Here is a 4,411-nt window from a genome sequence, read left to right as displayed (position 1 = left end):
TAATTCGTGAGTCCACTCTAAAAAGGTATTATTATCGAATTTTATTTAAATTTGCCTATTGTTTTTATTTAAATTACATCAAATATCTTCGTGTTAATCCGTGAAATTCGTGGTTTTTATACTGAACTCATTCGTAATTTGCAATTTTTCTGAGAAAGGGTACGTTTTGTTCATGGGGGAGGGGCGTGCCGCTTATCATTCCGATGGCCCTGATTTATCGAGGGACAAAGAATCCCTTACTTACATTGGAAGCAGACAATTCCGGTCAACGTTTTACGACCGATCGCTGTGCGGGAAAGTGGCTACAGGGAATAGGAGTCAGACAAACATTACTCATCCGTTGACATGTTGTATTTTTTCAATTTACGCCATAAAGTGGCCCGATCCACGCCCAATCGCTTGGCCACCTGTAACTTATTACCGTTATACAGCATCATCATTTGTTGAATGAATTGCCGTTCCTGGAAATCAAGAAATTCAGCCAGAGTCATTGGATTTTTAGTAACCAGCGGTTGATAGCGATCCATATCCAGGGCCAGCGAAATCTCGCCATCGGAAATAACCGAGTTCTGGGCAAACATGACCGCCCGGCTTATGACATTGCGCAGCATCCTTACATTTCCAGGCCAGTCGTACTGAACCAGAATGTTCATTCCGGCTGGTGAAATACCGACAATCTTTTTGTTGAGTTCATCGGCGTAGTACTTAATGTAATGATCTACCAACAGAGGGATATCTTCAATGCGTTCACGCAGCGGAGGAAGATGGATGTGAAAGACATTGAGGCGGTGAAAGAGGTCTTCCCGGAATTTTTTTTCCTTGACCATAGCCATAAGGTCTTTATTGGTAGCGGCAATGATACGCACATTAACTTTTTGTAATTGTCGGGCGCCAATCTTTTCAATTTCGCCGTCCTGTAACACATTCAAAAGTTTAGCCTGGGCGTACAGCGGTAATTCTCCGATCTCATCCAGAAAGAGCGTGCCTCCATCTGCCAGTTCAAATTTACCCGGCTGATCCTTTATGGCACCGGTAAAACTGCCTTTTTTATGACCAAAAAACGTACTTTCGATCAACGATTCCGGAACGGCCGCGCAATTGATCCGGATGAAAGGTTTGGTAGAGCGGTTGCTTTTTAACTGGATGGCTCGGGCGATCAGCTCCTTGCCTGTTCCAGTTTCTCCGGTAATCAGCACTTTACTATCGGTCGGCGCTACAAAATCGATTTGACTGAAAATTTGTTGCATGGCTTTGCTCTGCCCTATCATCTGGTAGTTCTCGAGCAGTTCGCTGATCAGCAAATGTCGTTCGGTCAACCAGTTAAAATGAGCAATGGCATTTTTCAGTGTAATTAGCAAACGGTCTAAATCCGCGCCCTTTTCCAAAAAGTCGAAGGCTCCCTGTTTAATGGCTTTCACAGCTATGGCTAGCGTACTGCGCCCGGAAATCATGATTACGGGGATGGTAGGATGTTGATCCTTAATTTGTTCCAGCAAAGAGAGGCCATCCATGCCGGGCATCTGGACATCCAGCAAAACGCAATGAAATTTGTACCTGTTCAGCAGATTAAGTGCCTTATGCGGATTATTGATGCCTTTGATCACATAATTTTGATACTTGAGCAACGAAGTGAGATCATCCAAAAAAGTAAGGTCGTCATCAATGGCCAGAATATGGTACATGAGTTTTCTCCAGAAATTTTTCCACTTTAGATGGCAAATCTACTACAAAAACCGTACCAGTTTCCTCATGAGAATAAAATTCGATTTGCCCACCATGTTGCTGCACAATTTGTTTGGCAAAGGCCAGCCCCAATCCCGTACCTTCCTTTTTGGTGCTGAAATGCGGTTCGAAAATCTTCTGCTGTATCTCAGGAGGAATACCGCAGCCATTGTCTTCAATACGGATTTGAATCCAGGGCTCTTTTACGCGTTTTTGCCTGGGGGAAATTCGCAGGCGGATACTGATCTTCCCCTTTTCCTGAATGGCATCGATGGCATTTTCCACCAGAATATGTATTAAAATTTCCATCTGGCGCTCATCCCAGCAAACGGTTTTGGGAACGCCGTCTTCTAAGGTAATTTTCATCTCTACAGCGCTATTTGTGCTGTACACCTGAAAGGGCTGTAAAGCTCGCTCTATAAACGATTTCAAAGGAATTTCGCTAGCCGAAATCTGTTCCAGATCGCTGAATTTTAAAAAGCTTTTAGTTATGGCGCTGATGCGTTTTAATTCGTCATGCGCTGTTTCCAGTTCATGTGATAGTTGGGCAAGATGAGGCGCCTGTTCCTGGATTTGGATGTACAGCATTTGTAATTTTAACTGCACTCCAGCCAACGGAGTTTTAATATCGTGCACCATTTTTCGCACATTGCGATGCCAGTTTTGCTGACGCTCCAGCAATACCTGTTTGGTGCTGTCTTTGATTTCCACCAAAAAGGCGTACACATAGCCTAAAATTCCGATGAACGGCGTAACGCTAACCTCACCGATGAAGCGTGAATTCGCTCCTTCAAAAGAGACCTGACTGCTTACGCTTACCAATTCTTTGCGGCAACGGTCAATAGCCTTCAGAATTTCCGGATGTTGGCGTAATCGTTCCTGAATGCGGATGCCAACTGAGATCGGTTCACGTAAGTCGAGGAATCGATTGACACGCTTATTTACACTGAGCACACGTCCCTTAAAATCGATCAAAATAATGGCGTTTTCGGACCCTTTTAGTAAATAAAAGAAGGAGGAGATGTAGCGCCATAGTTTTTCCAGCATCCAAAGTATGGTCATTAAGAAGCTGAAACTCAGAAGGGAAACCAATAAAAAAATTGTAGGGACTTTTCCATACCAGGGATTGGGAAGAAGTACCATAGTGTACTTCATTCGCTCTGTATGGAACCTGATCACTGGTTTGGCCTGCCCGCGGTGTTTTAACAGTCTAAGATCATAGATGGACAGAGCTTCAGGAAATGTATATCGGGCCTTAAGTTCCCACTTCTGGTTAAAAAGATAGATATTTTGGCGATTATGCGCGATGATTTCCAGAAGGGAATCGCCCATTGCCTGTCCAAGCCAGTCAATACTCAACATTACTTGATCAGCGGCTAATTCTTTTGTATTCAATACGTTAAGCTGAAGATCAAGGGTCAAGACCTCTGGCTCTGCCATGGTAACATAAATCTCCGGAGAAGCCACAGAATCGTTAATGTAAACATCACTGGCATGGCCGGCGAATATTTTCTGTTTAAAGTGCAATAGAGAATCAACGGTAAATAATGACCACCTATCGCTTTCGGCCATAGATAAAACGACCACACTCTGGGGACCCAATTTTCGCTTTGTAGCTTTCATTTTAATCCTGCTGAATTTACCGCCCAGCTTTAGGGGAGGTTTGAGCGGACTTAGCTGATTGTCGAGCAAAATCAGCCAGCTAAAGGCATCGGATAGATAGACATCTGGTGGGAAATTATAGGTGGAGGAGCTCGCCAGCACGATTTCTTTTTTCCCATCCCGATTGAAGTCGGCAACTTCAAAGCTTGTGGGCCCCATGTGGTGATCAAAGCGTCGAACAATGGATTGCTTTTCAAAATCGTACAGGCAGAGACAGCGTGGCAATTTGGAATAGCCACTGTTCACGGAAAAAAGCAGCTGTTGCCGACCGCCCTCATGCAGTTCTGTTATTTGTGCAGTGACAAAATAAACATCCCAATTCTTCCTAGAACGTTTGAGCGAGGCCGACAATATTGGTCTTTCAAAGATTAGATATTGCTGTTTAAATACATCAACAATCGACAAATAGAGCGCTTGGTTATCGTTTGAAAAGATGCAAAACTCATCCACTCCATCATGGTTAAAATCGTAATAAAAAGGTTTTTTAAAGATCAATGGATGGTTAAAGTTGAACTGATCGATTAACCCACGTTTGTCTTCTCGATAGATTTTAACATAATAGAAGCCCTGAAGCAGGTCATTTACCAGTGACAACCGTTCCGCAATACCATCGTGATCGAGATCATGAAAAATCATGCGTTCCAGAGGCACCGTTTTAGCTTTGCCCTGCGGCGACAATTGCAAACGGTAGGGCAAAATTTTTTGGGCTGCAAAAAACGACACAAGGGAAGCCAGCAGTAAAGAAAGAGCGCCCAGCATAAATAGAATTTTTTTAAAAGCTTTTTGCATGGGGCCATCCAATTAAACGTTTCAGGTAAAATAACAAAGGAAAGGCTGGAATTCAATGGCTGATGTTGCAAGAGTGCAATCGTTTTAAAGGCCAACGTTGATTTGATCTGATATTTTGTGGTTTCAACGTATTACAGACCTTGAATATTTAGCTATTTTAGAATCATTTTTTAGGGAAAAATCAGCCCATTGCAGTTTTGCAACAAATTTTTGGCTATGATGTTGCAGATGTGAAACA

2 protein-coding genes are annotated in these 4,411 nt (G+C 43.1%); both read right to left on the bottom strand.

Annotation, left to right across the window (positions count from 1 at the left end; genetic code table 11):
- Positions 1–329: 329 nt before the first annotated feature.
- Complete coding sequence (locus ACWB0I_RS05295; protein ID WP_479386997.1) at positions 330–1,682, bottom strand: sigma-54-dependent transcriptional regulator; 1,353 nt, start codon at positions 1,680–1,682, stop codon at positions 330–332.
- A complete protein-coding gene (locus ACWB0I_RS05290) occupies positions 1,660–4,173 on the bottom strand; it encodes a sensor histidine kinase (RefSeq protein ID WP_479386996.1) in 2,514 nt (837 codons plus the stop codon). The genes ACWB0I_RS05295 and ACWB0I_RS05290 overlap by 23 nt, the downstream gene beginning before the upstream one ends.
- Positions 4,174–4,411 lie beyond the last annotated feature (238 nt).

This window comes from Caldithrix sp., from assembly GCF_056497305.1.
Note: the sequence above shows the minus strand (reverse complement) of the source record. Positions and strands in the feature narration are given on the sequence as shown.